This window comes from Hutsoniella sourekii ATCC 700629 (assembly GCF_000518205.1).
In the GTDB taxonomy this organism is placed as follows: Bacteria; Bacillota; Bacilli; order Lactobacillales; family Aerococcaceae; genus Hutsoniella; species Hutsoniella sourekii.
Map to the genome: position 1 here is coordinate 1 of NZ_JADD01000032.1, position 25,836 is coordinate 25,836.

Here is a 25,836-nt window from a genome sequence, read left to right on the forward strand (position 1 = left end):
AGGAGAAGTTTTAATAACATGGAAAAATCATACTCTCTCGGTCGACCAAAGAGATAGGGGTGATGAATTTCTAAGTCTTCAACAAATTCGTGAATGGTCCAGACAATATGATTGGATTCTGGAGAATATTGAGTTGAGAGTTCTAAAGTGAGTTGGTTTATGTTATAATGGTTACACATTGGAGGTAGTCCTTTCTGGATTATCTTTAAACAGAGGGTCCGATCCTCTGTTTTTTAATTTTACTAACTTAATTATACCATAAAGCCCACCAAGAATGTTGATATATCAACACTCTTGGTGGGTTTTAGATTGACTTATCTTACAGCCTCTTTTTGCGTGTTATAATCAATGTGTAAGGGTTGCTCTATTGATTCAGAAAGGGTGTTCCCTGTGAACAAAGAGAAAAAGCGTTATTTAATGATCTTTATTATAGGCTGTATTGTGGGCCTATTTTTGAGAAGTATATTTTGATCAAGTGGAGCTAGTTTTAAGCTAGCTCTTTTTTGTTTAATCGAAACAAAGTTGTGTTTAGCGTTTGTCGTTACTGACCAAAAAGCTCAAGCTAGAGTCGTTTTCATCCTATTGATAATGTTTGCCGGCAGAAAAGCTAAGAGTTATAATAAGCCTATTGTATGGTTCAAAATAGACAAGATAAAAAATCGCCTTGTTGATTGACAACAAGTTTTTGCCTTTAACAACAAAAAAGTCTTAAAGACCTATATTTATTTTGTTATGTCATTTATAATGAAAATACAGAAAGCGTTTACGAGTTTAGCTCGTACTAGAAGGAGGATTTTCAATGACACGAGTGTCAGCAGAAGAAGTAAAAGCAACCATCGACTGGATTTCGAGTATTCAAGACGGTGATGGGCCTGGTACGACCCGTTTGCTTTATACACCTTCATGGGTACAAGCCCAAAATGAATTCAAAGAAAAATTTGAAGCCCTAGGCATGACAGTTGAATTTGATGATGTAGGTAACTTATTTGCTACGATGGAAGGTAGTGAAGAGCCTGATAGCATCATTGCAACCGGATCACACATTGATACAGTAGTAGAAGGTGGTCCATTAGATGGTCAATTAGGTGTTTCCGCTGGCTACCTGGCAGCTAAATACTTGATCGAGAACTACGGCCAACCGAAGAAGTCGCTTCGCGTCATCTCAATGGCAGAAGAAGAAGGGTCTCGTTTTCCTTATGCCTTCTGGGGTTCTAAGAATATCTTTGGCTTAGCTAAGAGAGAAGAAGTGGAAGGAACCACAGACCAGAACGGTGTAAAATTCGAAGCAGCCATGGAACAATCTGGATTCCAATTCCCTAGCGGAGACTTGAAGTTCAAGGATATGGATGCCTTTATCGAGTTACATATCGAACAAGGGAACTTCCTTGAAAAAGCTGAAAAACAAGTTGGGATTGTAACAGCCATTGTAGGTCAAAAGCGGTATGACATTCACTTAAAGGGTCAAGCTAACCACGCAGGGACAACGATGATGGAATACCGTCATGATACCATTGAATGTATGTCACGCATTATTTCTCAAAGTATCGACAAGGCGAAGGCCGTTGGCAATCCATTAGTTTTAACATTTGGTCGTGTTGAAAATGTGCCTAACACTGTCAACGTGGTACCAGGTGAGACAACCTTCTCGATGGACTGCCGTCATACTGACCAAGAAGCCTTGGATAACTTTACCAGCGAAATTGAAGCGGATATGCGTGAAATTGCTGAATCCATGGGCATCGAAATTGAAATCAACCAGTGGATGGATGAAGAGCCTGTTCCTATGGACAAGGGAATCGTTGACTTATTAGAACAAGTCAGTGAAGATCTTGAATTAAACTATCAAGTCATGCACTCTGGTGCTGGCCATGATTCTCAAATCATTGCTAAGCATGTTCCAACAGCGATGATCTTTGTTCCTTCAGTGGATGGTATTAGTCACAATCCACAAGAATATACTTCACCTGAAGACTGTGCTCAAGGGGTTGAAGCATTACTTGAAGCACTTAAGCGTTTAGCTTATTAATTGTTTATAAGTTGTTAGTTGTAGAGTCACTTTAAAGGAGGAATGCCAATGGCAGAAAACAATCAAATTGTGGAATTAACGCCACAAGAATTAGACCGATTCAGGTCGAGAGGTTACAATAATGATGATATCTTACCTCGTACGAAATCTGCTCGTACGATGACTAAGTCCAATTACTTTACACTGTGGATGGGGTCTATTCATAATATCCCTAACTATGCAGCAGTAGTTGGTTACTTGGCGCTTGGAATTTCGCCCATTCATACGATTATTGCGATAGCTCTTGCGGGGTTAGCAGTAGCGGTATTTATGTCGACTAACGGTCGCGCGGGTACCAAATATGGGATTCCATTTGCGATGCACTTACGTAGTGTTTACGGTGATATCGGTGCTAAACTTCCAGGTTTCCTAAGAGGATGTGTGGCCGCGATTGCGTGGCTTGGTGTCCAAACTTATACCGGTGCAGCCGCCATGCAAATCATTATTGAGAAGATCTGGCCTGGCTTTGCCAATATTGGTGGAGGAGCTGTAATTGCTGGTATCTCAGTACCCGGCTTGATTTGCTTTATGATTTTCTGGTTGGCTAATATGGCTGTTGGACTGGGTGGTGGAGGTATTCTGAATAAGTTTACAGCCATCTTATCACCAATTATCTATGTTGTATTTGGTGGCATGATGATTTGGGCGATTAATGTGGGTGACGGTATTGGCAATATCTTGTCTTATGTACCTGCTAACGCTGCAAATAACTCAACCATCTTTGCGTATTTAATTATTATCGCTTCACTCTTATCCGTATGGGCAGCACCTGGAGCAGCGGTAGCTGACTTCACCAAGGATGCCGAGTCTCAAGAAGCACAAACTCAAGGACAAATTGGTGGGCTATTTATTGGTCACTTAGTGTTCGCGATTATGGCGGTTATCATTATTATCGGCGGATCTATCCATTACGAAGGAATGCCAGGTGGCGATGGGGTCCTAGACTTTATCCGTGAATGGGATAGTATTCCAGCGATTATTCTTTCTGCTGGGGTCTTCTTAATGACAACGGTGTCAACCAATGCTACAGGGAATATTATTCCTGCGGGTTACCAATTAGCGGCTCTTTTCCCTAATAAATTGGATTATAAGAAGGGTGTTTGGATTGCAGGGATTGTATCTGTTCTAATCATGCCTTGGAACTTCATGCAGGGCGATGGAGCGATTCTAACCTTCTTGAACTTAATTGGTTCCCTTTTAGGACCTGTTGCTGGGGTTATGGTTGCGCATTACTTTATGGTTGTCAACCAACACATTAACTTAGATAAACTTTACTTTGATACTCACGATAAGGCTCAAGCAGCTGCTAGCCCTTACAAGGGTATTAACACGCAAGCATACATTGCGACGATTGGTGGATTAATCATTTCACTACTCGGACAATTTGTTCCAAGCTTAGCATGGATTTCCAATATTGCTTGGTTAGCAGGATTTGCTAGTGCTTTCATTATTCATTTGGTGCTCACGCGTTTTACGCCTGATCATAAAGTTATCGGTATCGATAAATAATATTTAGAAAAGGAGAATTGATAACATGAGTTACGATTTAGTAATCAAAAATGGTCTTGTTATCTTAGAAGGTGGCGCTGTTGAAACAGACGTTGCTGTTAAAGACGGTAAGATCGCAGCGATTGGTCAAGACCTTGAAGCTGATAAAGTGGTTGACGCTCAAGGTTTGATTGTCAGCCCAGGTATGTTCGATGCTCACGTTCACATCACTGAAAATGGCGGTGGCTACCGTGATGAGTGGGAAGGTTATGAAACAGGTACAGCTGCTTGTGCTAAGGGTGGGGTGACCTCTTTCTTAGAAATGCCTCTTAACCAAGTGCCAGCAACAGTAGATGGCGCTTCATTGAAGAATAAGATCGAATCTGGCCAAGGTAAATTAAAAGTAGACGTTTACTCATTTGGTGGTCTTGTTCCTTACACAGTTGATGAAGGTGGCATCCAAGAGTTGGATGAAGGTGGCGTTCATGCCTTCAAGTGCTTCATGGCAACTTGTGGGGACCGTTCAATCGAAGGCGACTTCATGAACGTTGATGACTACTCACTTTATTCAGGTATGAAGCAAATTGCTAAGACTGGTAAAGTATTAGCTATCCACGCTGAAAATGCAGCGATTACTGACCGTTTAGGAGAAATTGCTCGCGCTGAAGGTAAGTCAACAATGACTGACTACGTTAATACACGTCCAGTCTTTACAGAAGTTGAACCAATCCGTCGTGCCATCCTACTTGCTAAAGAAACTGGATGTAAGATCCATATCTGTCACGTAGCCTGTAAAGAAGGCGTTGAAGAAGTTATTAAGGCTCGCGCTGAAGGTGTGGACGTTACTTGTGAGACAACTGTTCACAACCTATACTTCACAACTGACGAATTAGATGCCATTGGACCCGTTGCTAAATGTTCACCACCAATCCGTGGTAAAGAACAACAAGACGGCATTTGGGAATATGTTCTAAGCCGTGATGTATTAACTGCTATTTCTGACCACTCACCATGTACACCAGACTTGAAAGACAAAGAAAATGCTTTCGACGCATGGGGCGGAATCTCAGGTGTTCAAAACAACGTGGATGTATTATTCGATGAAGCCGTTCAAAAACGTGAGATGCCATTGGAAGACTTTGCTGATATGATTGCAGCAGCTCCAGCTAAGCGTTTCGGATTATTCGAAGAAAAAGGTTCATTATCAGTAGGTAAGGATGCCGATATCGTTCTAATCAAACCAAACGCACCTTACACTCAAACTGCTGAAAACTTAGAATACCGCAACAAGATCAGTCCTTATATTGGACGCGAAATCGGTGCTCAAGTAGCAGCTACTTATGTACGTGGACATGAAGTTTATAGCCAAGAAAATGGCGTAACAGAAGAATTTGTTGGAGAATTCAAATAATTTCTAGTCCTTTAGCGACCATCCCTAGTTGGGATGGTTTTTTTAGTATCAATTGGATGTCAAAGACCCAACAGCCCAAGTAGCTGGTCAAGTTTATGCAGCGGGTGCCTATACTGCTCGTGCGGATGCTAAGGGTAGCTTTGCGGCGAATGTGGATACCTTAAAGGCTGGCCAAGTTGTAACAATTTCAGCTAATGGCAAGTCCGTATCTCAAACAGTTCAAGCCCTAGCCAAACCAGCCACTCAACAACAAGGTAAAGGTTTCTTGCCAAATACAGGTGAAACTTCAACCCTTGGAATCGTTGCTGGTGCAGCAACAGCTATTCTTGCTGGTTTAGGAATTGCCTTCCCTAAATTCAAGAAAGACTAATCATTAGATTTACTGTGGTTTTCATCCCTCTAGATTTTATCTAGGGGGATATTTTTTATAAGCTCTTTAGATTGAAGGGCATTGGCACTTTGTTTTTCTAAAAATATAAATAATAACGCCCGAGCTTTTACTTGTTCAGCAAAAGTTCAGGCGTTTTTTGGTATAAGCAATTAGTTTAAGGGTTAACTATCTTTGATTATTTCCAAAGCACAAACCGATCTTCTGGTTTGCGGTACATCGGATCACCTTCCTTAACTTCAAAGGCCTCATAGAATTCATCCATATTGGAAGCTGGAATATCGGTTCGCAGTTGTTCAGGAGCGTGTGGATCGCTTTCGATCATTAGGCTGCCCATCTCAGGGGTGTACTTACTGGCCCAAGAGCGAGCATAACTGGTAAAGAATTCTTTTAAGTCATAGTTATCTGTACGTTTAAGGGCTTCTAAGGCAACGGACAAGCCACCGTTGTCGGCAATGTTTTCATCCAGGGTCAAGTCCCCGTTTACCTTACCGTATTCGCTATCAAGGCCATCGAATTGGTCCAGAATCTTCTTGGTCCGATCTTGGAACTTCTTATAATCTTCTTGCGTCCACCATTTACGTAAGGCCCCTCGACTGTCAAATTCTGCACCGGTTGAATCAAAGGCGTGGGATATTTCGTGGGCAATAGTTGACCCGATAGAGCCAAGGTTCTCACTGATGGTCCGGTCCTTACTGTAGTATGGATCTTGTAGAATGCCGGCGGGTAGGCAGATTAGGTTCTCGCTAGGTGAATAGTAAGCGTTGGTCTCGTAAGCTGGCATTGACCAATAACCATTTTCAGCGGCTTTGCCGTATTGCATCAGATCATTGGTTGCTTCTTGTCGTTGGATAGATAGGGTGTTTTCTAATAAGCTCTTATCTTCATCGACGATCATCTGCTTGGTTCGCTCTTGGTATTCACTTGGGTAACCTACCAATAGCTTGATTTGATCTAGCTTCTCGATGGCTGCTTGTCTAGTCTCTGGTGTGAGCCAATCAATTTTCTCTAGGCGTTCCTTATAGATTTGAATCATCTCTTGGGTCATGGCTTCGACATTCTTCTTTGCTTCCTCACCAAAATAATTCTTGCCAAAGTAAACACCTAAAGCTTCATAGAAGTGTTGGTCCACTAAGTTATAGGCAGAGTCCGCTTGGTCTGGAATTCCTTCTTGTCCCGTCTTGACATTCTCGTAATTTTGAACGAGACTGCGAAGATCATCATCTAAGTATTTAGCGGCCTTGACAGCAAAAGTCACCAGCATCCAAGACTTCATTTCTTCAAAGTGATCTTCATTAACTATTTGGTTGAAGTTGTCAAAATAATGCGAGTCAGTCACATTGGCCGCTTCGATCTTAGTATTTAATTTCTTCTCAGCAATAGCGATCAAATCCAAAGAGCTAGTAGATTCTGCCAACTTGTGAGGATCGGCTTCCTTGAGTTGGTCTTTTAATGAGCGACGCTGGTCGCTCGGTGTTAATTGATCAGCGATTTTCTGGTCATAGGTTATTGCTTGGCTGACCAGCTTTTGGGCTTCTTCTTGCGAGTAGTTCATTTTTTCCAAGATTTTTTCGGCGGTCTCTTGATAAGCTTGAAGGATGGCTTGACCTTGGGTTGGATCTTGGTAAAGATTGGTATCTGGTAAGATGGTCTGAGGTGCAATGAGGCGGAGTTGATTGTTTTCAGGTTGTTCTAGACTAGCGCCGGCAGTAATAGCAAAAGGTAAGTCAATCCCTGAATCTATCCATTCTTGAATGTCTTGCTTAAATGACTCAAACGATTGGAGTTCTTGGATCTTCTTCAAGTAAGGTTCAGCTGGTTGACTGCCTTCTTGGTTGCGCCGTTGAAAGTCTCGGGCCTGGTTATAATATTTAATCATGGTTTCTTCTTCAGGGCTAGCAGGCTTTATCTCTCCGTTACCGAGCTTCACCAAATCTTGATGGAGAATCTCTTTGTTACGGGTATCAATTTCTGTGTTAACACCTGCCATAAATTGGTCAGGGGCAATCGATAACTGGTTAAGATAGTCCTGATTCACTGCTTGATAGAGACTATCTTTGACTTGTGCTTGGCTTGTGTCTGCTTGACTGACTTGTGTCTGCTTGTCGCTAGTATTCTCGCTAGCCATCGCTATCGATGGTAGACTTACCTGCGTGAGTAGACTGGCGCATAAACTTAGAGTAATAAAGGGTTTAATTTTCATGATTGTCTCCTATTCTATGATGAATATAGCTCGATTATAGATGATTCTTATGATTAATCCATAGGAAAAAAAATGAAAAAGACAGGAATAAAAATAGAAATAATCGCAAACCTGCTAGAATATTACAACTTGTTTATAAGTTGACGCCAGCAGTGAAATAGAGATATTGAAAGATTGACTTTTAATCATATAAGGCTATAATAGATTCATAATTAACTTTTAATTATTTAACAATTATAGACAAGGAGACTATAAATGAAAAAAACACGTCGTGAAATGATGCGTGAAAAGCAAAACCAAAGATTAACACGCAAAGTCATGAAAAAAGTAAAGGGTTCTTGGATTGCCTGCTTGTTGGTAGCCGGAGTTGTTGGAGCAGGCGTTACAAATGCGCAATCATCTGTTCAAGCTGCTGCCAGTGAGACAGTAGATACAGTTGACGCTGAGAAATTAGCTTCGTTCGACACTAAGGATGCCTTAGCCAATGATGACAAGATCAAGGCAGAAGTAGAAGCTACTTTGGCGCGTGTCACTGGAGAAGCTGTTGAAAAGACAGTAGACCAAGTAAAAGAAGAAATTAAGCGTCAAGAAGAAGCAGGTCTTCCTGCCTATGTTGTTCAAGAAGGCGACACTCTAGCGCTGCTTGCTGAAGCTACCGATCAAGACGCTGATGAATTAGCAGGCCTTAATGGTATGAAAGCTGATGATGAACTAATTATTGGTGATATCTTGACTGGCGTAGTTAGCGAGCAGGCTGAAGCTGTCGTAGTCAAAGAATCAACTAATGGCAACCAAGTAGTAGCTAAGATTCAGACTGTTACACCACAAAGCCAAGCTACTTCTACAGAAAAAGCAAACTACGAAAAAGCAGACAAGAATGAAAACAAAGAAACACGTCATTCTGCCTCTGCTAGTCAAGAAGTTGCTAAGCCAGAGCCAAGTAAGCCAGCAGAACCAAGTCAACCAACTCAACCAACTGAGCCAACTCAACCAGTAGAACCGACTCAACCAACCGAGTCAACCCAACCAGTAGAACCGACTCAACCAACTGAGCCAACCCAACCAACAGAACCAACCCAACCGACTGAGCCGACTCAACCAGTTCAACCAACCGAGCCAACTCAACCAAGTAAGCCGACACTTACATTTGCTGAGCGAGTGGAAAACCGGGTCTTTAATATGGTTAATGATATTAGAAAAGCTAATAATCTGCAGCCATTAACCTTGAATACAAAACTCGTTGAAGCTGCTCGTCTAAATGCGCAAAACTTAGCAAATACTAAGGTTTTCGGACACCAAAATGATAATAAATTTGTGAAGCAAGTGGGATATGCAAAACCTGACTTTGGAAAGGTCAACAGCGAAGGGGTTCTTCAACTCACTGCGAATGATCCGGCTGCAACAGCAAACCTTTCATTTATTGCTAATAGTAAGCCTATTGAAGATGTCTATACTGAAGAGGCCTTGGCTAATGAGATCGCCAATGGCTGGTTTGCTGATGTCAACCAACCGGAACGTGGTCACCGTAAACAAATGCTTCAAAATCAATGGACTGAGACAGGTGTCGGCCTTGCGTTTACTACAGAGAGTAATGGAATGTATTCTGTGTATGGTGTGCAGTACCATGGTACTCCAGCTGTGAAGACAGTCTCTGAACCTTTCTCAAGTGGTCAAGAGTTAGCAACAGCTAAAGTGGCTGATAAAGTAGCTTATGATCAATATTTAACTGCTGCGGAAGAGCCAAGTACTCAAGCAGATGTTGAATACCTTCGTTCTGAACAAGGTATCCCTGCCGGTGGTTATACTGATGCGCCAACAGGCGAAACAACAACTCAACCTGCTCAATAATTAGCTTAAACTCCTTCGTAATGAAGGAGTTTTTTGCTTTACTCTTTTAAATTTAAACCAAAACAAACCGTTCACCAAAATAAGGTGAACGGCTTGTTGTTTTTATGCCTTTAAGCGGGCGGATAGTTCAATAATCTCATCAACCACCTGGTCCAAGTAATTAATTGTAGCTTCTAAGGCTTGGCTGGTAGTAACGTCTACGCCGGCTACCTCACTAGCGTCAGCTGGAGGAATGGTCCCTAACTTCAAGAAGTCTAACCATTGGTCGATGGCTTCTTGCCCTTGACTTAAGTAATTCAAGTAGGCTTGGGTAGAGACTACTAGACTGGCGCTATAAGTATAAGGATAAAGTCCCATGTAATAATGCGCTTGTCGCATCCAGGTAAGTTCGACGCCAGGATTCAATTCAACAGCATCACCCCAGAAGTCGGCGATCACAGACCGTTTGATTTGGTTTAATTCTTCCGCTCCAAATCCTTGACCTTGATCAATCAATCGGTAGACCTCCCTTTGGTAGGTGGCTTCCAGTAAGTGAGTGACCATATTATGGAAGTAGGTGTTGGTGATCATCTTATAGCGGGCAAAGCGTTGGACACGCGGATCGTCGCTTGATTGAATCAAATAGTTGGACAAGAGTAGTTCATGGTAAGTGGAAGGTGCTTCAACGACATACAGGCTAGGTTCATTAGAGATGAATAAGTTATGTTTGCAGGCAGTCTTCATTTGCATAATGTGACCCAGCTCGTGAATGAGGGTATAGACATCGGATAATTGATTAGACCAAGACATAAGGACATAGGGTTGCTGGTCGCCAGCCATTGTAGCGAAGGCTCCTGATTCCTTGCCTTGGTTACGGCCATAATCTACCCAACGTTCATCTACATACTTCATCAATTCTGCTTGATAATCTTCCCCCAACGGTTGAGTCGCCTGACGGACATAATCAACAGCCTCTTGGAAGCTGACCGCCACATCAAACTCTGGATCCAAGTCGATTTTGAGATCAGCGTAAGTCATCGATTGGAGGCCCAGTTCATCCTTGAGATGGGTAATGTACTTACGCATTACCAGTGCAAAATTTGTCATAATCCCATCGATCTGTCGGTCGAACATGTCCCGAGTCACTTCTTGGTCATGAAGCAAGAAGTCGATGACACTCTCATAGCCACGCAGTTGACTTTCTTTCTTTTCTCGAAGCACTTGACTGTAATAGTTTTCTGCTGCTGTCTGCTGGTATTTGCCCAACTCTTGATAGAAGGCATCGAAGGCTGCTCGCCGGACTGTGGTATCTGGGTGATACATATAATAGTCCTCATAGAGTACAAAGCTCAAAGGATAGGTCTCTCCATCCACCTCAAAGTCAGGGAAAGTGAGATCACTAGTGACAATCTGATTATAGATGGATTCTGGTTCCTGGAAGACTCCTGCAAAGTAGCCTAGGGCTTCTTCAACCGAACCGCCAAGGTAGTCTTTTTGCCGGTTTACAATAGTGGCTAGATAGTCTTTGGTTTGTGGATAGGCTGCTTCAATTTGCTGGAGGGCTGATGGATCTAACTCCAATAATTTATTTTCAAAAAAGATCAAAGCTTGCCGGTGACCTTGTAAGGCTTGTTGGGTCTGGCGCAGGCGGTTAGCAGCCTGGTTGTCATGGTGGTCAGCAGAGACTGGTAGAAAGGCATAGTGCTCAAGGCGAGACATATGCTCCAGCAAGTGGGAGAGCTCTAGGATTCCCTGGCCCAAATTTTGGCCTGGGGAGTCTGCTTTATAGTTTGCTTGAAACTGTGCCACTTCTTGTTCTAGTTGGTCTAAGCTTGCTTGGAAAGCCTGGTCATCAGCAAAGAGAGCCGATAGGTCCCAAGTCTTTTCACTGGGTAGTTCTGAACGTTTGGGTAGTGATTCTTGACTCATCCAATCATCCTTTCTAGTTACTGGTTCTAAGCCATTCGATTAATTGCTGATAGAGGGGAATACCCAATTCTTCAACTTGGGTGCGGTCAAAGTCATGCTCCTGACTGTCAATAATCTCTAATTCACTGTTCAAGATATTGGCGGCCATCTGTCTAGATTGCCGACTAGGGACATCGGGGTCTTGCTTGGCAGCGGCTATAAAGGCTTGTGGGATACGTCCAAGTGCGTCCTTGCTAATTGAAAAGTCACTGGCTGTATGGTCGGAACCGATGACTTGGTCCATCCAAGACCCATCCTGGCGACTAGCCAGATAGATTGGATAACGTTGGTCCATAGGACCTTGGAAGATCGGTTCCTCACCAACTAGTTGGTCAATGATTTGTGGATTGACCTTGGGATACTTGAGGAATTCTCGAGCAGGAACCTTGAAGCTGGCATCATTGAGATTATAGTAGCCATATAGGGAGATCAAGCCGGCAAAACCTTCCCGTTTGGTCATTAAGTAGGTAGCAAGGTATCCGCCTGCTGACCGCCCCATAGGGTAGCAAGGCAACTTATCGGGCAAGTCGAGACTAGCTGGACCTTCGCTTAGCCACCAATTTCCCCAATCTTTTACCACTTGTAGGATGTCAGCTAATTGGCTTTCCGGTGCCAAGGGGTAATCTAAGCTGAGGAGACCATAACCAGCTTGAGTTAACATCTCCAGATACACTTCGGGTAGATCATCTCGTTGACCGAAGATTAGACCTCCTCCATGGAAATAAAGGAGCGTCCCTAGATAGTCCACTTCTGGACAATAGAAGAAGCTAGCTTCAAGTGGTTCCCCTTTGAAAGTGAGGGGAGCGAGTTGTCGTTTTGTATATTTTGTCATACATCCACCTTTTCTAGTCTTTTTGCTTATTATCATAACACTCTTAAATCCAGAGAGGTAGCTTTTTTGAGATTTGTCGATTATCGACAAAAGAAGCATAAAATTTAGAATGAAAACACTTTAATGAAAGCGTGATACCAGTTATAATAGTATTGTAAAGGGGGAATTTCATGTTACATACAGTTATTCAAAAGAACAACTATCAAGATTCGATTAACTTGATGCTTCTAACCAATGAAGTAAATGGCTTAGAAGGCGTTAATAACAGTCAAGTTATGATGGCAACCGATGCTAACAAGGACATTTTTAAGACAGCGGGTCTTTATACAGATGAACTGGCTGCTGCAGGAGCCAATGACCTTGCGATTGTTGTCGATGCTGATGATGAATCTGTTGTTGATACAGTCGTTGAGAAGGTTGATGCTTTCTTGAGTGAATTATCTGCCGGTAAGGGCGGTGAAGATGCGGTTAAGGCGGTGTCTAATTGGGACGATGCCTTAGCTAATATGCCAGATGCGAATGTGGCGCTCTTATCTATTCCTGGTACTTATGCAGCTGATGAGATTGAACGGGCATTAGACGAAGGCTTACACGTCTTCTCATTCTCTGATAACGTATCTATTGAAGATGAAGTTCGCTTAAAAGAAAAAGCTCACGAAGCTGGACTCTTACTTATGGGACCGGACTGTGGGACTGGAATCTTATCAAGCATTCCATTTGCCTTCACTAACGTAGTTAACCCAGGTAATATTGGGATTGTTGGAGCTTCAGGTACAGGGATCCAAGAAACAACGACCATTATTGATGAATTAGGTGGCGGTGTGATCCATGCCATCGGTACGGGTGGTCGTGACCTATCTGAAGAAGTTGGCGCAACAACCATGATTGATGCGATCGCCGCTCTTGAAAAGCATGAACCAACTGAAGTGATCTTAATCATCTCAAAACCACCTGCAAAAGCCGTACGTGATAAAGTCATGGACTTATTGCAATCCTTAAGTAAGCCAGTTGTAGCAATCTTCCTAGGTGAGAAACCAACTGAACACGTAGGTAATGTAGCGCTTGCTTACACCTTAGAAGAAGCTGCCCGGATGGCGGTAGATCTAGCTAACGGTGAAGAAATTAAGCCTAACTACTACGGCGAATTAGACTACGAAGTAACAGAAACCTTCCCAGAAGGAACCACTGTTAAGGGTCTATATTCAGGTGGAACACTAGCTAACGAAGCAGCTACTTTGATTGCTGATGCGCTTGAATTAGAAAGTGCCAAAGGCTCTGAAGGTTACATCCTAAATACAAATGGATTTGAAGTTATGGACTTAGGGGACGACTTCTATACCCAAGGACGTCCACACCCAATGATCGATCCATCTGTACGTGTTGATAAGCTAAGAGAAGTGGTTCAAGATGAGACTACAGGTATTGTCTTATTGGATATCGTCTTAGGTTACGGTTCTCATGCTGATATGGCTGGTGCTTTAAAACCAGCGATTGAAGAAGCCTTCCAGACAGCCAAAGAGGCAGGTCGTGACTTGAAGATCATTGCTTCCATTGTCGGAACACCTAACGATCCACAAGACTATGACCAAACCCTAGCAACCTTGAAGGAAGCTGGCGTTATTGTTCAAGGAAGTAACGCTGAAGCCATTCGCTTAGCCCTTAAATTAATGGACCACGAACTAGTCTTTGAAGACAAAGAATTCGTTGACTTTACTGGTCAAACAGTTGAAGTGCCTAAGGCTAGCCAGAAAGTGATTGAATTATTAAACTCAACACCAAAAGTAATTAACATCGGTCTTGAAAGCTTTAATGAGCCTATCCATAAATTTGGTGGCGACTCTATCCAATTCAACTGGCGTCCACGTGCCGGAGGTAACCGCAAGCTAATCCGTATCTTAAACGAATTAGACAAGCGTAAAGAAGAAATTGACCAAGCCAATGATAAACTAATTGGTCGCTACTTAGACTCACAACCGTTCTTAGTTGATGTGAAACTAGGTAAGGAAATTATTCCAGAACTAGATACAGACGAGAAGGTTGTCCTTCACGCAGGACCACCAATCAAGTTTGAAAACATGACTGGACCAATGCAAGGGTCTGTTATTGGTGCTATGCTATTTGAAGGTTGGGCGCAAGACCAAGAAGACGCTCTAGCTCAATTAGAAGCTGGCGAAGTGAAGTTCATGCCTTGTCACCACGTCGGAGCTGTAGGACCAATGGGTGGTATTACAACCAAGCATTTCCCTATGTTTGTGGTAGAGAATAAGGCGGATGGAACGACCGGTTACTGTATTATGAATGAGGGTATCGGTGAAGTTCTACGTTTCGGAGCTAACTCTCAAGAAGTTATCGACCGTTTGAAGTGGCAACGTGATGTTCTAGGGCCTGTTCTAGGTAAGGCACTCCGTTCAATTGAAGGTGGCCTAAATATTAACGTTATGATTGCTCGTGCGATCGGTATGGGAGATGAGTTCCACCAGCGTAATATTGCGGCTTCATTGGTATTCCTTAAGGAAATTACGCCGGCAATTATCGCCTTGGATGATGTTAGCGAATCAGATAAGCAAGCATCCATTCAATTCTTAGCTGACACTGACCAATTCTTCTTGAACATTGCAATGGCTGCTGGTAAAGCAATTGTTGACTATGTTCGCAAGATTGAAGAAGGCTGTATCGTAACGACCATGGCTCGTAACGGTGAAAACTTTGGTGTCCGCATTGGCGCTACCGGTGACCAGTGGCACGTAGCCCCTGTTAACACACCTAAAGGTCTTTACTTTACAGGTTATACCGAAGATGATGCCAACGCAGATATTGGTGACTCTGCGATAACTGAAACAGTTGGTCTAGGTGGTATGGCTATGATCGCCGCACCAGGTGTTACTCGCTTTATCGGCTTGAATGGTTTGGATGATGCCCGTGATATTTCTGAAGAAATGTCTCAAATTGGTACAACGAATAATCCAGGCTGGACAATTCCTAACTGGGACTTCAAGGGTACCATTACTGGTATTGATATCCGTAAAGTCGTTGAGACGGGTATTACACCAATCATCAACACAGGTATTGCTCATAAGAAGGCCGGAGTGGGTCAAATTGGAGCCGGTACTGTAAGAGCACCTCTAGGTGCCTTCGAGAACGCTTTAATTGCTTATGCTGAATCACTAGGCATTAAAGTAGAAGACTAATTAATGAATTTACAATCGTCACTGACCGCTAGTGTTTATCTCTGGCAACATTTAGGAGCAAAGACTAGTCGTCAAGTTAAAATCCATTCGGTTTTTCCGAATGGATTTAATTTACTGGCCAAAGATTTGCCTGCATTAATCTTTGTCACCAAGCATCCTCAATCAGTAGTAGCTCACGGAATGGTGATAGATCCTCAAGTCTTTGATCGGCTAAGTTTGGTTCTTCAAGCCGGGCAGAATGTCCGTATCCACTCTGATGGCTGGACTTTCTATACTCGGCCGGAACCTATCACAGTTACTTGGCAGGATCTGGAATTGGAAGACTTGAAACTACCTCAAATGAAGTCGGACCTAACAGGCATCGACTTATTGAATCAGAAGCTAGCTGACCATCACATATTCCCTGACTCAGGCTTTGTTAAGGATGAAGGCTTGGACCAATTAAGAAATGCTTATTTATCCAAGGCCCTAGGGACAGAAGAAGAAGCCCGCATCTGGGCAGAAAGCCTGATTGGAAGAGGTCCGGGACTGACTCCTTCTGGCGATGATTTTCTTCAAGGGATGTTGGTTATGGAATGGTTTTTAGATGCTGGGACTTCTTTAGCAGGCCTGGTATCCAAGGCGCTCTTGAACCGGTCGACGACGGATATCGCCCAGTCTTATTATCAATGTGTCTTAGACCATCAAGGTAATGGGACTTGGATTCGATTATTGCAAGCGATCCAGTCTCAAGACGGCGATGTGATGGACTTTGTGATCCCGATCATTAAGCGATACGGGCATACATCCGGTTGTGATATTTTGTTAGGTATGCAAACATATAGTCAAGTATGGCTTGATAATTAATATTAGGAGGAAACTAATGAGTAAAAAAATTGTAGTTGCCCTAGGAGGTAACGCGATCTTAACAGATGATCCCTCGGCACAAGGCCAGCAGAAGGCCCTTGCCTACACCAGTCAACAGCTAATCGAGTTGATCAAGCAAGGACACCAGTTGGTTATTTCTCACGGAAATGGCCCTCAAGTTGGTAACTTGCTTCTTCAACAAGCGGCTGCTGATTCTGAGACGAACCCTGCTATGCCATTGGATACTTGTGTGGCGATGACTCAAGGTTCAATTGGTTACTGGCTACAAAACGCGATGAATGAAGCGCTGAGTGAAGCAGGATTAGACCGTCAAGCCCTATCTGTTGTCACTCAAGTTGTTGTCAAGGAAGATGATCCGGCCTTTGACCAACCTACTAAACCAGTGGGACCTTTCTTGAGCAAGGAAGAAGCTGACCAAGTCTCACAAGAAACGGGTCAAACATTTGTTGAAGATGCTGGAAGGGGATACCGCCGGGTTGTTGCTTCACCTAAGCCTGTTGCAATCGTGGAAGCACCAGCTATCCAGTCATTGGTTGAGCAAGATATTATTACCATTTCTGCTGGTGGGGGAGGCATCCCAGTTAAGGAAACTAGCAATGGTTATGAGGGCTTAGAAGCGGTCATTGACAAGGACTTTGCTTCAGCTAAGTTAGCAGAATTAGTTTCAGCGGACTATCTAATCATCTTAACAGGTGTAGATAACGTTTATGTGAACTTCAACCAACCAAACCAAGAGAAGTTAACCAATGTAACAGTGGACCAATTAAAGGCTTGGATTGATGAAGATCAATTCGCTCCTGGATCCATGTTACCGAAGGTCGAAGCGGCGATTGAGTTTGTTGAGAACTCAGACAACGGTCGTGCAGTGATTACCTCCCTTGAAAACGTCGGCAAGATGTTTGAAGAAGGCGCTGCGACCATCGTTTCTAAGTAAATAAGTATTAAAGGCCAGGGGAGCTCCCCCTGACCTTGTTTTTATATCAACTATTTTATCTTAAAGGAGGATAAGTATATGTCGGAGAGTAAGAGGTCATTCAAAGCACCGTCGATGACCACCCAGATTATGATTGCTCTTGTTTTAGGTATTATTGCGGGTATTTATTTCCCGTCCTTGGTGGCTAGTATCGGCTTTCTGGGCGATATTTTTCTTAAATTAATTCAAATGGGAATTGTTCTCTTGGTTCTAGGGCAGATTGTGGCAGCTATAGGACATTTAGAGATTCATGAGTTTGGTAAGATTGGTTTAGGCGCGGTGGTAACCTTCGCCCTATCATCCATTGCGGCTTCTGCTTGGGGTGTGCTTTTTGGAATGATTTTCCAACCGGGAGCAGGTATTGATACAAGTGGGGCGACCGATTTGGGGATTGAACCGGGTGTGACCGCTTCTATTTCAGACGTTTTGGTCGGCTTTTTCCCATCGAATGTCATTGGCGCCATGGCTGAGGGGAATATCGTTCAGGTCATTACTTTTGCGATCTTCTTTGGTGTAGCTGTGTCGGTTTATTATAGTCATCAGTCGCGTCAGAATCAGTATTTCTTAAACTTCTTAGGTGAATTCAATGAGATGATTATTCATATGGTTCGTATTATCATGACTTTTGCTCCGGTTGGTATATTTGCCTTAATAGGTTCTGCCATTACGGACTTTGGGCCTTCTGTTATCTTGCCGATGCTGAAGTACCTCTTAGTCTATGGGGGAGCAACTTTGGTCTTCTTGGTTATTTGGATTATTTTAGTGTCAGTGGTCTGCCGAGTATCGATTATGAAGCTAGTTAAGAAGATGTCTAGAATGTCCATTCTAGCCTTCACGACTACATCGTCAGCCATTACCCTACCAACAGCCATTGAAGATGCAGAACGTCAATTAGGAATGCATCCGGATGTTTCACGATTGGTTCTTCCATTGGGAATGTCATTGAATTCCAACGGTTCGGCCATGTTTATGTCGATCACGATTATTACGGTAGCTCAAATCTATGGTGTTTCTTATGGATTAAGTGACATTTTCTTTATTATTTTCCTATCAACCCTGGCTTCCCTAGCTAATGCAGTGGTCCCTGGTGGTGGATTGGTTTCCTTATCCATTGTTATTCCGCAGATGGGTCTACCTGTAGAAAGTATTGCCCTCTTTGCAGGTGTAGAATGGTTCACGGGTATGATTCGTACAATATTGAACGTGAATTCGGATGTTTATTGTGGTTTGTTGGTTGCCAATAGTGTAGATGCGATTGACCGTCAAGTATTGGAAGCCGATTTATCGGCTGAATAAATAATTTATAGAACAAAGTGGTCATGCACCCAATCGTGTGGCGTTCTGTTTTCAATTAATAGATAGAAAGGACACTCTCAAAAAAACAAAGATTCCCTGAGTCCTCTTTGGTGGTGACTCAGGGAATCTCTATTTATGTTGATTATTGAACAGCGTCAATACTGATCATACGATCAACTGCAATTAAAAGTTAAATTTTTACTCGTTTGCATTCATCAATCTTTTCACCAAGCGGTGGGCCCAAGCTTGGATAACATAGGTAGAATTTGTCTGGTAGAGGGCACCGCTAATTAAGGTACCGTGGGCGTGGAGATTCTTCCATTCGCCCCATCGTGGAGAGATCACCGTTTGATGATCAACATGGAAGGTTAGACCACCAGAGCCTTCCTGTCCCGCATAACCGCTATCTAACAGGTCCGCTAACAGTGGATAAGCGGATAAGTCCCCCTTAAGGGATAGGTCCAGCCCTGTCGCATTGACAATCCAGTCAACGTTTTTTAGGACTTGGCCATCTTCATCAATTAATTGATAAGTCTTGTCTTCTTCTTGATAGAGGACATCTGTGACCCCGTCGACAACGCTTAGGACACCTCGGTCACGCGCGTCGATAATAGCGTCGGCTGATTCTTTAGGAATCTTATTCTTAGTAATATTCATCGGCTTACTATAGCGATCATTGAAGGCTTGGCGATCAGCTTCAGGCATGTATTGCCAGTATTGATTGAAGAGACGTGTTAAGGCGGTAGCCACAAATTCAACGGTCAGCACTTGCTGGCTGTGATCCATTGCTTGCTCCATACCCGATATGCCAGGTGTCATCACCATCGCCTCATAGGAAGCATAATCGATACCAGCGTCTTTTAATTCCTTGAGGAAGAGGTTTTCAACCGCCTCAAAGCTAAGCTGTTGCTGATTGTCCGCTAATATCGCTTGGAACTTGTCTTCAGTAATATAGTGAAGATCAAATTGATCCATGTCACCCACAGCAACCGCAGGGAAAAGATTACGTCTAGAAAAGGCATAAATGTTCTGAACCCCTCGATCTTCGTCCAAATATTTCAGACTATCCACAGCGGAAAGGCTGGTGCCTATTACCGCAACCCGAGAATCTGGCCCGATGGTCTGAGGTAGTTGGGATAAGGGGAAGGGATCGTGGATATACCCTGGTGTTTGTCTCAGGTCATAAAAGTCGTGGTGTGGCAGGTCCCCACAACAGAGATGAACCCGGTCATAACTAGCTGTTTCACCCGATTGAGTAGTTAACAGCCACTGATCCTGATCATTGATGTGGTCGATTGAAACAACTTCTTCATGAATGACCTGTGCCTTCAAGCGTTCAATGTGTGCTTGATTATGTTCATAGAGATATTGGCCATAGAGTTGACGGGAAGCGTAAGTTGGCGCTTGGTCTAGTTCTGGCTCTCGAGTTTCGATCCACTTACCGAAGTCACCAGGCTTTTCATAATCATAGGTGACATCCGTTGATCGTGTATTCAAGAGCGCTAATGGGGTGTCTGGGATAAAAGGGATTCCCCGGCCCATATAAGGCTCTATATCGTAGATCGTTAATTCAATAGACAGGGCTTCTGGATCTTTAATTTCTTTATTGTAGGCCGTTAGGACAGCAGATCCGCTCAGTCCTAGGCCGATAATGGCTACTTTTTCCATGCTTGCACCTCACTTTAATCGTTAGATTAATTATAACATAGCTAGAGAGGTCCACAAATGATAGCTCCTTCTAGCAAATTAACCGCAAAAGTATATAATGTAAGTAGAACACTTAAAAGGGAAAGAGGATAGATATGCAAGTAGACAAAGACTTACTGATCAAGTTAACTGAAGCCAAAGGAATAGCCGGAGATGAAGGTCAAGTACGCCAAGTCTTTCAAGAAGTGACTGGAGACTTTGCGGATGATTACGTGCAAGATAATCTAGGCAGTATTTTTGCGGTAGCCAAGGGACAAGCAGAAGACCAGCCTAAGATTTTGATGGGGGCTCATTTAGATGAGGTTGGTTTTATGGTACAACGGATTACCGAGGGTGGTTTTTTACACTTTGTTAATATTGGCGGTTGGTGGAGTCAAGTAGTGCTCGCTCAAGAGGTGGAAGTAACCACGCGTCAAGGTAAGGTCTACCATGGAGTAACAGGATCTAAGCCACCGCATGTCTTATCACCAGAAGCACGCAAGAAACCCGTTGAATTCGAAGATGTCTTTGTTGATATAGGCGCTTCTTCCAAAGAAGAAGTGCTGGAATGGGGGATCCGTCCAGGGGATATGATCACGCCTTACATCCGGACCCGTCGTTTAAATGACAGCAAGTTCTTACTAGCTAAGGCTTGGGATAACCGCATTGGTGTGGCCGTTGCGGTTGAAGCACTTAAATACGCCCATAGCAAGAAGCATGATAATAATCTGTACTTGGGAGCGAATGTTCAAGAAGAAGTCGGCCTTAGAGGAGCAAAGACCGCAGCCTTCCATATTGATCCTGATATTGCGATTGCCTTAGATACAGGTACAGCCGGAGATACTCCAGGAATGACGGCCAAGGAAGCCGATAGTGAATTAGGTAAGGGCCCTCAAGTAATTATCTATGATGCTTCAGCTATTTCTCACCGAGGCTTACGTCACTTTATAACCGACTTAGCCGAAAAACATGACATTCCTTTTCAATATACCTTGATTCCTGGCGGGGGAACTGACACGGGCTCCTACCACTTAACCCGTAGTGGGATTCCTTCCATTGCGATCACTATTCCGGTTCGCTATTTACATTCTCATACGTCGGTCATTCATGAAGATGACTACTTAAATACTATTCGCTTGGTTCAAGCTATTATTGATGAGCTTGATAGTGAGGCTCTCAAGCAGATAAAGGCTGATATTTAGGAAGGACGGAGCCATGATTTTTGTTGATAATCAAAATAATTATGACGCGAGTGTCAATATTGCTTTAGAGACTTATTTGGTTGAGAACCGATTAGTTGATGAGCCGATTTTGTTGTTCTACATTAATGATCCTTCAATTATTATCGGTCGCAACCAGAATACTATTGAGGAAGTCAACCAACCTTATGTTGAAGCCAACAATATTCGTGTGGTACGACGCATGTCAGGTGGGGGAGCGGTTTATCATGATCGGGGTAACTTTTCCTTTTGCTTTATCAAGGATGACGATGGTTCCTTTAGAGATTTTGCATCCTTTACTCAACCGGTTATTGAAGCCCTTCATAAGATGGGAGCCACTGAAGCTCGCCTAGAAGGCCGCAATGATCTGTTGATTGATGGCAAGAAGTTCTCAGGTAATGCCATGTATGCTAAGAATGGTCGGATGACTGCCCATGGAACCATCTTGTTTGATGCTGACTTGGAAGAGGTTAATAATGCCCTCAAGCCTCGCAAGGAGAAGATTGCCTCCAAAGGTATTAAGTCGGTTCGCTCTCGGGTGACCAATATCAAGCCTTACGTGAATAAAGAATACCAATCATTATCCACGGAAGAATTTCGTGATTTACTGTTATTGGAAATATTTGGTGTGACGAGTCGTGATCAAGTGCCTGAGTATCACCTAACGGATGAGGACTGGGCCAAGGTCTATGAACTCAGGGCAGAACGAATGGGAAATTGGGAATGGAACTATGGCCAATCGCCAAAATTTGATGTCGAGCATAGTAAGAAGTTTCCATTTGGCCTGGTGGACTTTCGATTCAATGTTGAAGCAGGTCGAATCAAGGAAGCCAAGATCTATGGTGACTTCTTTGGTTTGGGAGATATCCAAGATTTAGAAGAGGCCTTGGTAGGAGTCAAGTATGACCGACAATCAGTGGCTGAAGTCTTAGAGTCCTTCGACTTGAACCGCTACTTAGGATCAGTGACCGCTGAAGAGCTGTTGGATTTAATTTTCGCTTAAAATAAATAAGGCCCCCGTTTGTGTCTACTGAAAGACATAATCGGGGGCATTTCTATTAATAATCAAAAGCTTGAGGGAAGAAATCTTCAAGTAGGTGACGAGCGAGTCGGTGGTGAGTGCCTCTGCCACTAAAGCGGTGAAGGACCATCATCGGGTTAAAGTTAGCCTCAATCACACCAAAATTGTCAGGACGAGCAGCTTCCTGGTAGTCATCAATCAGAATATCGACTCCACAGAAGTAAGCACCTAAGGCTTGACTGGCCTTGACAGCCATTTGTTTGTAAGAATCATGGACCTGATCGGTGCGGTCAATGGATAAGCCGCCAGTAGAGATATTACTATTACGACGCAGGTAGATGACCTGTCCACTTGCAGGTACACTGTCAAAATCATAGCCTTGTTCAGCTAATTGTAAGGATTCGATTTCGCCTTTGTCAATAAACTTCAAGGGAGCCTTATTACTTGGGCCTCTTAGGGGATCTTGATTGGCTTGATCGATTAATTGGCTAATTGTAGATGAGCCATCAGCGATCACTTGAGCGGGTTGACGCTCGCAGATGGCTAAGACTTGGCCATCTTGAATATAGAAGCGAAGCTCTGTTCCAGAAATGAATTCTTCAATTAGGACGGTCTTATCTTCTGCGAAGGCTAACTCTAGAGCCTTTACATAATCTTCCTTGCTTGGTTTCTTGGAGAAGATCGTAATCCCAATTCCATAGTTAGTATTATTTGGTTTAATCACCCAGGCCCCGTCGGCTAAGAGAGGATAGAAGTCGATCGCTTCTTGAAGCTGATTAAAGTCGTAGCCAGCAGGAGTAGGGACGCCGGCTTGATCAAGTAGTTGTTTGGTAGCCAGTTTGTTTTCCATTAAGAAATAGGAAATCAAAGAATCACGACTCGTCATATTAGCGCTCTTAATATATTCCTTTTGATCTTGGTAGGTGAGGGCAATAATGTTTTCGTGAACGTCAATGACTTCTACTTCAATACCACTGGCCATCGCCTCCTTGATCAGATCTTGGGTAGACAGTTCAAAGGCTTCGAATCCATGTAGACTATAAGGGCGCTTCAAGTAGATCTTCTGATGTTGACGGGCTAAATCAAGACCCAAGTGGCTGAAATCTTCTGGCTTTGGCATGTCTTGTAGCAGGCGTCCTGCTAGGGTAGCTTCAGGTCTAGCTACTTGTTCAAGGGCGTCTTCCACTAAGTTCGCTAGCTGAGAGTCTTGACCCAGCGCTTGGTCTAAGTGCTTAGCTAGATTTAATACGTGCTGCAACAATGACTGGGCTTCATCCAGATCAATCGGACCATCGAAGGGATGGCTTTCTGCCGTTTGTTCATTTAATTGAGTACCTAGGGCTACTTGCTCGTCGGTTAGGACATCATCGATAAACAACAAGGATATAAGGAATAGGCGAATGAAATCAATGGTCTGACTGTTAATACCGTAAGGTGAATAGGGATTAATATCAATATTGCGAAACTCTAGATAAGTGATTCCCTTATCAAGCAGTTCCCGGGTAGGGTTCCCTCTTCTTAAGCGCACATCTTGGTAGAGTTCTTTTTCAGCGATAAATTGACCGGAGTGAACTGTTGCTTCCAGGTCTCTAACAAATGCCTCTAAACTCTCATAAGAAATCTGAATATCCGGGCTATTATTATAACCATAGCGACTCTGACGGAAGCTGCGCATAATCTGAGTGTGGGGCTTACCGTAGAGGTGGGTGGAATAAGTTTCTTCTATATAAGGAGCAGCTCCTAATAGATAAGTTAATACCCAACGGTAGCGAAGGTAGTTACGAGCAAGCTTCATATAAACTTGATTCTGTAGTTCTACTAGATCCGTTTGCTTGGACTTAGAAGCGATCAGATCTGGATTAATTTGAAAATTATAATGAATCCCAGAAATCAGTTGGACATCTTTACCATAATGTTCAGCCAAGTACTCCCGGTAAGCCAACTCCTTGGGGTTATCAAGTTGAGCAACCGATATCTCTTCTCGATCACTAGGAATAACAGCCGGAGTCGAAAAAGGCCAAAGTAATTCATGGTGTTCAGTCATAAAGGAAGAAACAATTTGATGTTCAGCTGCTAACCAGTTAATAAGTTGATCGGCATCTTGATGAGGAGGAGTGATAAATTCAAGCTGAGACTCAGCAAAATCGGTTTGAATATAGGGTTGATGATTTCTAGAGCCCCACTCACGCGGATGATTTAATTGAGATAAGTTACCCTCTTGATCCACCCGAGTTGATTCCCGTTCAATACCGACAGTACTCTGCCAAAGTAGAGGTAAATCTTCAAAAGAGAAAAAATGATTGTAATCCATTATAAGACCTCCTTCGGTTCTTTAGGCTATATTATAGCTAATAAAAGCTCAATCACCTAGTTAATTGAAAATAAATTCAAAAAAATTTAAAAAAGGCTTGACCTCTATTGGTAAGAGATGGTATATTATCTCTTGTCGTCAAGACGACACACAAACGTCAAACAAAAACTTTTAAAAAAGTTTCAAAAATGCTTGACGGATATCACAGAAGATGATATATTAATTGAGTCGTCAAAACACGACCGATCTTCACGGAAACTTCGAAATAACTTCAAAGAAATTTAAAAATAATTTCAAAAAGTTGTTGACAAGAAAAACGGAAGATGCTATTATCTAATAAGTGCTTCAGCCGAGAGGTTAGCGCTTACAACTCAAAAAACTTTTTCAAAAAAGTTGAAAAAACTTCTTGACAAAGCTTTGGAGAGTTGATAGAATATAGAAGTTGTCACTTAAGGCAACGAAAGCTCATTGAAAACTGAACAAAGACACACCAAAATGTGTAGGGAGTCACCGAAATGGTGACACAACCCGAATCATAAATTCGAGACACTGGAAGCCTAACCAGTATAAAAAATAGTCAGCAAACAAAATGAGTCATAAAAGCTCAGAAGAACTTTAGTTACTCCGGTAACTAAAACCTTTCATGAGAGTTTGATCCTGGCTCAGGACGAACGCTGGCGGCATGCCTAATACATGCAAGTCGAACGAACCGACAGAGAAACTTGTTTCTCTTGACGTGAGTGGCGTACGGGTGAGTAACACGTGGGAAACCTACCCTCTAGCGGGGGATAACTATCGGAAACGGTAGCTAATACCGCATAAACCTTAAGCTCGCATGAGTTTGAGTTGAAAGACGGCTTTCGCTGTCACTAGAGGATGGTCCCGCGGTGCATTAGTTAGTTGGTGGGGTAACGGCCTACCAAGACGATGATGCATAGCCGACCTGAGAGGGTGATCGGCCACACTGGGACTGAGACACGGCCCAGACTCCTACGGGAGGCAGCAGTAGGGAATCTTCCGCAATGGGCGCAAGCCTGACGGAGCAATGCCGCGTGTGTGAAGAAGGTCTTCGGATCGTAAAGCACTGTTATT

General features: G+C 43.2%; 16 protein-coding genes, 1 rRNA gene and 1 pseudogene. 12 read left to right on the forward strand and 6 right to left on the reverse strand.

Features of this window, described 5'->3' with window-relative positions; all coding sequences use genetic code 11:
* A pseudogene (locus T408_RS12225) lies at positions 1 to 179 on the reverse strand (IS1182 family transposase); the annotation flags it as partial.
* 620 nt (positions 180 to 799) lie between these two features.
* Here T408_RS12225 and allC point away from each other — a divergent pair.
* The 4 genes from allC to T408_RS0107845 are packed head-to-tail and all read left to right on the forward strand — an operon-like array spanning position 800 to position 5,334.
* Complete coding sequence (gene allC / locus T408_RS0107830; protein ID WP_028119436.1) at positions 800 to 2,026, forward strand: allantoate deiminase; 1,227 nt, start codon at positions 800 to 802, stop codon at positions 2,024 to 2,026.
* Between the two features lie 48 nt (positions 2,027 to 2,074).
* Positions 2,075 to 3,574 (forward strand): allantoin permease, encoded by a 1,500-nt coding sequence (allW, locus tag T408_RS0107835; RefSeq protein ID WP_028119437.1) that lies wholly within the window; start codon positions 2,075 to 2,077, stop codon positions 3,572 to 3,574.
* Positions 3,575 to 3,599: 25 nt separating this feature from the next.
* On the forward strand, positions 3,600 to 4,964 hold the full coding sequence (allB, locus tag T408_RS0107840) for an allantoinase AllB (protein ID WP_028119438.1): 1,365 nt from the start codon (positions 3,600 to 3,602) through the stop codon (positions 4,962 to 4,964).
* Positions 4,965 to 5,016: 52 nt separating this feature from the next.
* Positions 5,017 to 5,334 carry an LPXTG cell wall anchor domain-containing protein gene (locus T408_RS0107845; protein ID WP_028119439.1) on the forward strand — a complete coding sequence of 106 codons (318 nt, stop codon included), beginning with the start codon at positions 5,017 to 5,019 and terminating at the stop codon, positions 5,332 to 5,334.
* 196 nt (positions 5,335 to 5,530) lie between these two features.
* Here T408_RS0107845 and T408_RS0107850 read toward each other — a convergent pair whose 3' ends face one another.
* Complete coding sequence (locus T408_RS0107850; RefSeq protein WP_028119440.1) at positions 5,531 to 7,555, reverse strand: M13 family metallopeptidase; 2,025 nt, start codon at positions 7,553 to 7,555, stop codon at positions 5,531 to 5,533.
* A gap of 255 nt (positions 7,556 to 7,810) precedes the next feature.
* On the opposite strand from T408_RS0107850, the gene T408_RS11830 reads away from it, so the two are divergent.
* Entirely contained in the window at positions 7,811 to 9,403 is a 1,593-nt protein-coding gene (locus T408_RS11830) for a CAP domain-containing protein (protein WP_028119441.1), read from the forward strand.
* A gap of 102 nt (positions 9,404 to 9,505) precedes the next feature.
* Here T408_RS11830 and pepF read toward each other — a convergent pair whose 3' ends face one another.
* Both pepF and T408_RS0107865 read right to left on the reverse strand, forming a co-directional pair.
* On the reverse strand, positions 9,506 to 11,311 hold the full coding sequence (gene pepF / locus T408_RS0107860) for an oligoendopeptidase F (RefSeq protein WP_028119442.1): 1,806 nt from the start codon (positions 11,309 to 11,311) through the stop codon (positions 9,506 to 9,508).
* A 13-nt stretch (positions 11,312 to 11,324) separates the two neighbouring features.
* Complete coding sequence (locus tag T408_RS0107865; protein ID WP_028119443.1) at positions 11,325 to 12,182, reverse strand: alpha/beta hydrolase; 858 nt, start codon at positions 12,180 to 12,182, stop codon at positions 11,325 to 11,327.
* Between the two features lie 170 nt (positions 12,183 to 12,352).
* On the opposite strand from T408_RS0107865, the gene fdrA reads away from it, so the two are divergent.
* The 4 genes from fdrA (at position 12,353) to T408_RS0107885 (ending at position 18,506) form a co-directional block, all read left to right on the forward strand.
* Positions 12,353 to 15,370 carry a bifunctional FdrA/YlbE family protein gene (gene fdrA, locus T408_RS12015; RefSeq protein ID WP_084543993.1) on the forward strand — a complete coding sequence of 1,006 codons (3,018 nt, stop codon included), beginning with the start codon at positions 12,353 to 12,355 and terminating at the stop codon, positions 15,368 to 15,370.
* A 3-nt stretch (positions 15,371 to 15,373) separates the two neighbouring features.
* Positions 15,374 to 16,216: a DUF2877 domain-containing protein gene (locus T408_RS0107875; RefSeq protein ID WP_028119444.1), complete on the forward strand. Its 843-nt coding sequence runs from the start codon at positions 15,374 to 15,376 to the stop codon at positions 16,214 to 16,216.
* A gap of 16 nt (positions 16,217 to 16,232) precedes the next feature.
* On the forward strand, positions 16,233 to 17,171 hold the full coding sequence (gene arcC / locus T408_RS0107880; protein ID WP_028119445.1) for a carbamate kinase: 939 nt from the start codon (positions 16,233 to 16,235) through the stop codon (positions 17,169 to 17,171).
* 78 nt (positions 17,172 to 17,249) lie between these two features.
* The gene (locus tag T408_RS0107885; protein WP_035420419.1) at positions 17,250 to 18,506 is read left to right on the forward strand and encodes a dicarboxylate/amino acid:cation symporter; all 1,257 of its coding nucleotides are present in this window, start codon (positions 17,250 to 17,252) and stop codon (positions 18,504 to 18,506) included.
* A gap of 198 nt (positions 18,507 to 18,704) precedes the next feature.
* On the opposite strand, the gene T408_RS0107890 is transcribed toward T408_RS0107885, so the two are convergent.
* Positions 18,705 to 20,174, reverse strand: coding sequence for an FAD/NAD(P)-binding protein (locus T408_RS0107890; protein WP_028119447.1), 1,470 nt, complete (start codon positions 20,172 to 20,174; stop codon positions 18,705 to 18,707).
* Positions 20,175 to 20,308: 134 nt separating this feature from the next.
* Here T408_RS0107890 and T408_RS0107895 point away from each other — a divergent pair, with 134 nt between their 5' ends.
* Positions 20,309 to 21,394, forward strand: a complete 1,086-nt coding sequence (locus T408_RS0107895; RefSeq protein WP_035420422.1) for a M42 family metallopeptidase — start codon at positions 20,309 to 20,311, stop codon at positions 21,392 to 21,394.
* Positions 21,395 to 21,407: 13 nt separating this feature from the next.
* Positions 21,408 to 22,415, forward strand: coding sequence for a lipoate--protein ligase (locus T408_RS0107900; RefSeq protein ID WP_028119449.1), 1,008 nt, complete (start codon positions 21,408 to 21,410; stop codon positions 22,413 to 22,415).
* A 55-nt stretch (positions 22,416 to 22,470) separates the two neighbouring features.
* Here the strand turns inward: T408_RS0107900 and gshAB are convergent, their stop codons facing one another.
* Positions 22,471 to 24,744, reverse strand: a complete 2,274-nt coding sequence (gshAB, locus tag T408_RS0107905) for a bifunctional glutamate--cysteine ligase GshA/glutathione synthetase GshB (protein WP_028119450.1) — start codon at positions 24,742 to 24,744, stop codon at positions 22,471 to 22,473.
* 639 nt (positions 24,745 to 25,383) lie between these two features.
* Here gshAB and T408_RS0107910 point away from each other — a divergent pair.
* Positions 25,384 to 25,836, forward strand: a 16S ribosomal RNA gene (locus T408_RS0107910); the annotation flags it as partial.